The following is a 3,965-nucleotide window of genomic DNA, read 5'->3' as shown; positions in this document are numbered from 1 at the left end:
CGCGCCCCGGTCGACGAGGTTGCGGCCCTGCTCGACGTGCAGCTCGACGTACGTCCCGATCGAGGCCAGCAGTGACGACGTCCCACCCTCGACCGGCCCCTCGACGACATCACCGAACGCCACGCCGTCGCGGTCGCGCAGCTCGCGCGCGACCTTCCACGAGGTCGTGCCGGTCGCCAGCCGTGAGCCCAGGCAGGCCAGCCCGAAGCGCGACCCCTCCTCCTCGACGAACACCGAGACCCCGATCGGTCGCGCCGGCACCACACCACGCGAGCGCAGCACGTCGAGCGCCGCCAGCGACGACACGACGCCCAGGGGCCCGTCGTACGCACCGCCGTCGAGCACCGAGTCCAGGTGTGAGCCGGTGAGCACGGCAGGTCCCGAGCCGACGTCCCACCACCCGACGAGGTTGCCGAACGCGTCCGACTCGACCCGCAGCGACCGGGCCGCGCACTGCTCGAGGAACCAGGCCCGCAGCTCGTTCTCCGGCGTGGTGAAGGGTTGTCGGAAGTAGCCGCCGGACGCGGCCGACCTCCCGATCGGTGCCAGGTCGGCCCACATCCGCTCGAAGTCGTCAGGCACAACAGTCCTCATATTCTTGGCCACCATGGAGTTCCAGGACGTCGTACGACGTCGACGCATGGTCCGCAACTACGCCACCGACCCCGTCGACCCGGCGATCGTCGACCGCGCGCTGCGCAACGCGACGCGCGCACCCAACGCGGGCTTCAGCCAGGGCTGGGCGTTCCTCGTGCTCGACACCCCGGCGGACGTGCGCGCGTTCTGGGAGGCGACGGCCGACGACATCGACCACCCCGACGAGTGGCTGAGCGGCATGATGCGCGCCCCGGTGGTGATCCTGCCCTGCTCGAGCAAGGCGGCGTACCTGCAGCGCTACGCCGAGCCCGACAAGGGCTGGACCGACCGGGACGAGGCGCGTTGGCCCAAGCCCTTCTGGGACATGGACACCGCGATGGCCGCGCTGCTGATCCTGCAGACCGCGACCGATGCGGGCCTCGCGAGCTGCTTCATCGGGGTTCCGCCCGAGCGCGACGCCGCGGTGCGCGAGGCGTTCGGCATCCCCGACGACTTCGACCCCGTCGGCGTGGTGACGATCGGCCACCATCCGCCCGACCCGGCCGACCAGGGCGCTGCGGGCTCGCCCGCGCGGCGCCGTCGCAAGCCGGTCGAGGACGTCGTGCATCGGGGACGGTGGGGCCACCAGGCCAGTCCATCGGCGTGAGGGTCCAGGGTCAACGACCGGAGCCGGTCCGTCCGTCTCGCATCCGAGACGTCCGCGGTTGCCCTAGCCTGCGCGAGTGACTCATCGGGCCGTCGGCAAGCTGCAGGCGCTGGTCCGCATCCCCACGGTCTCCGACCGGGATCCGGCGCTGATCGACCCCGAGCCGTTCGACGCCTTGCTGGTCGAGCTCGCCCGGCAGTTCCCGGTGCTGCACGAGCGGCTCGAGCTGACGCGCGTCGACACCCACGGGCTGCTGTTCCGCTGGCCGGGGCGCAGCGACGCGCGGCCGGTGGTGCTGATGGCCCACCTCGACGTCGTCCCCGTCGAGGAGGCCGCGCCCTGGCAGCACCCGCCGTTCGGCGCCGAGATCCACGACGGCGCGATCTGGGGCAGGGGCACCCTCGACGACAAGGGCGCGGTCGTCGGCATCTGCGAGGCCGTCGAGACCCTGCTCGAGCGCGGTGTGGTGCCCGCTCAGGACGTCTGGCTCTCCTTCGGCTGCAACGAGGAGGTGTCCGGGACGTCGGCCCAGCTCGCGGTCGCCGAGCTCGAACGCCGCGGCGTCCGACCGTGGTTCGTCGTCGACGAGGGCGGCGCGATCGCCGCGGAGGCGTTCCCGGGCGTCGGTGCGCCGATCGGCGTCGTCGGGGTGACCGAGAAGGGCGTCACCTCGATCGAGCTGCGCGTCGAGGGTCGCGGCGGCCACGCCTCGACGCCGGCCCGGATGGGACCCACGGCGCGGATCGCCCGCGCGATCACCCGCCTCGACCGCGCGCCGATGGTCGCGAGCGTGCCCGACCCGACCGTCGAGCTGTTCCGCCGGATGGCCCCGCACGCCTCCCTCGCCCTGCGACCGCTGCTCGCCAACGCCGCCCGCCTGCGCCCCGTGCTCACCCGCGCCCTCATCGCCGCCGGCCCGGAGCCGGCGGCCATGACCCGCACGACGTTCGCGATCACCACGCTCTCGGGGTCCCCGGCGCTCAACGTCATCGCCAGCACGGCGAAGGCGGGCGTCAACATCCGGATCATGGTCGGCGACACGGTCGCCGGCGTGCTCGAGCACGTGCGCCGCACCATCGACGACGACCAGGTGCAGGTCGACATCGTCGAGCGCAACGAGCCCAGCCCGGTCTCGCCGTACGACGACGAGGCGTTCGCGCTCATCGAGGACACGATCACCGAGGTGTTCCCCGACGCCGTACCCGCGCCGTACGTGATGATGGCCGCCACCGACGCGCGGTTCTTCACCGCGATCTGCCAGCGGGTGTACCGGTTCGCGCCGTTCCGGATGACCAAGGCGCAGCGCGAGTCCATCCACTCCTACGACGAGCACCTCGGGGTGGACGCGCTCGTCGACGGCGTGCGCTGGTATGAGCGCCTCATCGAGAGGATCCCCGGATGACCCACGCCACCCACGCACGGCACTCGCTGTTCGCGATCGTCGGCTTCCTGGTCTGCGTCGAGCTGGCCAGCGGCATCCTGCAGGGCTACTACACGCCGATCTTCAGCGACATCGCCGACCACCTCGCGATCGCCGACGCGGACGTCAACTGGTTCGAGGCGGCGCAGCTGATCGTCTCGGCGCTCGTGGTGCCGCCGCTGGCGCGGCTCGGTGACCTGGTCGGGCACAAGAAGGTGCTGCTGCTCTCGACGGCGGTGACCGCGGCCGGTTCGTGGATCCTGGCGTTCGCCCCATCGTTCTCCACCTTCCTGGTCGGTGCCGCGCTGCAAGGCGCGTACGTCGTGTGGCTGCCCCTCGAGGTCGCGATCATCTTCCGGCGCACCGCCGACACCGGCCGGCAGAACCAGCTGACCCGCCGTTCGGCCGCGGTGCTGGTCGGCGCCCTCGAGCTCGCGGTGATCATCGGCGCGCTCACGAGCGGCGCCCTGGTCGGCGCGACCTCGATGACCGTGCTGCTGGCCCTGCCGGCCGTCGCCGTGACCGCCTGCTTCGTGGTGATCTGGCTGGGCATCGAGGACCTGCCCGGCACCGCCACCGGCGGGCTCGACCTCGGCGGCCTCGGTCTCGTCACGGCTGCGATCGGCCTGGTGATGGCCGGCCTCATCGTGGTGCGCGTCGACGGCGTGGGCAGCGTGCTGGCGTGGGCGCTGGTCGTGCTCGGTGTCGCCGCCCTGGCGCCGTTCGTGCGCTACGAGCAGCGCCAGACCGAGCCGCTGATCGACGTCCGCCTGCTGCGCCAGCCCGGTCAGTGGCCGGTGCAGCTCACCGCGTTCCTGTTCGGCATGTCCGTGCTCGGTGCGCAGATCCCGCTGTCGACGTTCGCGCGCACCGACCCCGAGGTCGCGGGCTACGGCCTCGGCGCGGGAGCGGGGTTCGTGTCGACCCTGATCGGGCTGTACGTGATCTTCCTGGCGATCGGGGCGTTCACGCTGCCGCTCACCACCCGCTCGCTGGGGGCCCGGGGGGCGCTGGTGTTCTCCTCGCTGCTCGTCGCCGCCGGCTACGCCCTGTGGCTGCCCTTCCACGACGCGACGTGGCAGGCGCTGGTCAACATGGCCGTCGCCGGCCTCGGGTCGGGTGCACTGGTGGCGGCCCTGCCCGCGACGGCCGCCGCCGCGGCACCACCGGAGCGCACCGGCTTCGCCACCGGCATGACGAACGCGACCAAGACCGTCGGCGGCGCGATCGCCTCGGCCGTGTTCGCCATCGCGCTGTCCGCGACCGGGACGATCGACGACCCGACCGAGGGGCATGCGCCGC

At 72.6% G+C, this 3,965-nt stretch carries 4 protein-coding genes; 3 read left to right on the top strand and 1 reads right to left on the bottom strand.

Annotation, left to right across the window (positions count from 1 at the left end; translation table 11 throughout):
- The coding region (locus tag Q0L15_RS14670) for a M28 family peptidase (protein ID WP_296605195.1) at positions 1-582 on the bottom strand (582 nt) is incomplete at its 3' end.
- A gap of 25 nt (positions 583-607) precedes the next feature.
- Between Q0L15_RS14670 and Q0L15_RS14665 the strand changes: the two genes are divergently transcribed.
- The 3 genes from Q0L15_RS14665 to Q0L15_RS14655 form a co-directional block, all read left to right on the top strand.
- Positions 608-1,243 (top strand): nitroreductase family protein, encoded by a 636-nt coding sequence (locus tag Q0L15_RS14665; RefSeq protein WP_296605194.1) that lies wholly within the window; start codon positions 608-610, stop codon positions 1,241-1,243.
- A 76-nt stretch (positions 1,244-1,319) separates the two neighbouring features.
- On the top strand, positions 1,320-2,645 hold the full coding sequence (locus Q0L15_RS14660) for a M20 family peptidase (RefSeq protein WP_296605193.1): 1,326 nt from the start codon (positions 1,320-1,322) through the stop codon (positions 2,643-2,645).
- A partial coding sequence (locus Q0L15_RS14655; RefSeq protein ID WP_296605192.1) for an MFS transporter occupies positions 2,642-3,965 on the top strand: 1,324 nt, incomplete at its 3' end. The genes Q0L15_RS14660 and Q0L15_RS14655, both read left to right, overlap by 4 nt.

It is taken from the genome of Nocardioides sp. (assembly GCF_024509035.1).
Classification (GTDB): domain Bacteria; phylum Actinomycetota; class Actinomycetes; order Propionibacteriales; family Nocardioidaceae; genus Nocardioides.
This window is presented reverse-complemented; position numbering and strand designations above follow the sequence as displayed.

What these genes read in the sequence shown, in the direction of transcription:
- Q0L15_RS14665 (WP_296605194.1), top strand. Translation starts at nt 608, where the DNA reads ATGGAGTTCCAGGACGTCGTACGACGTCGACGCATGGTCCGCAACTAC.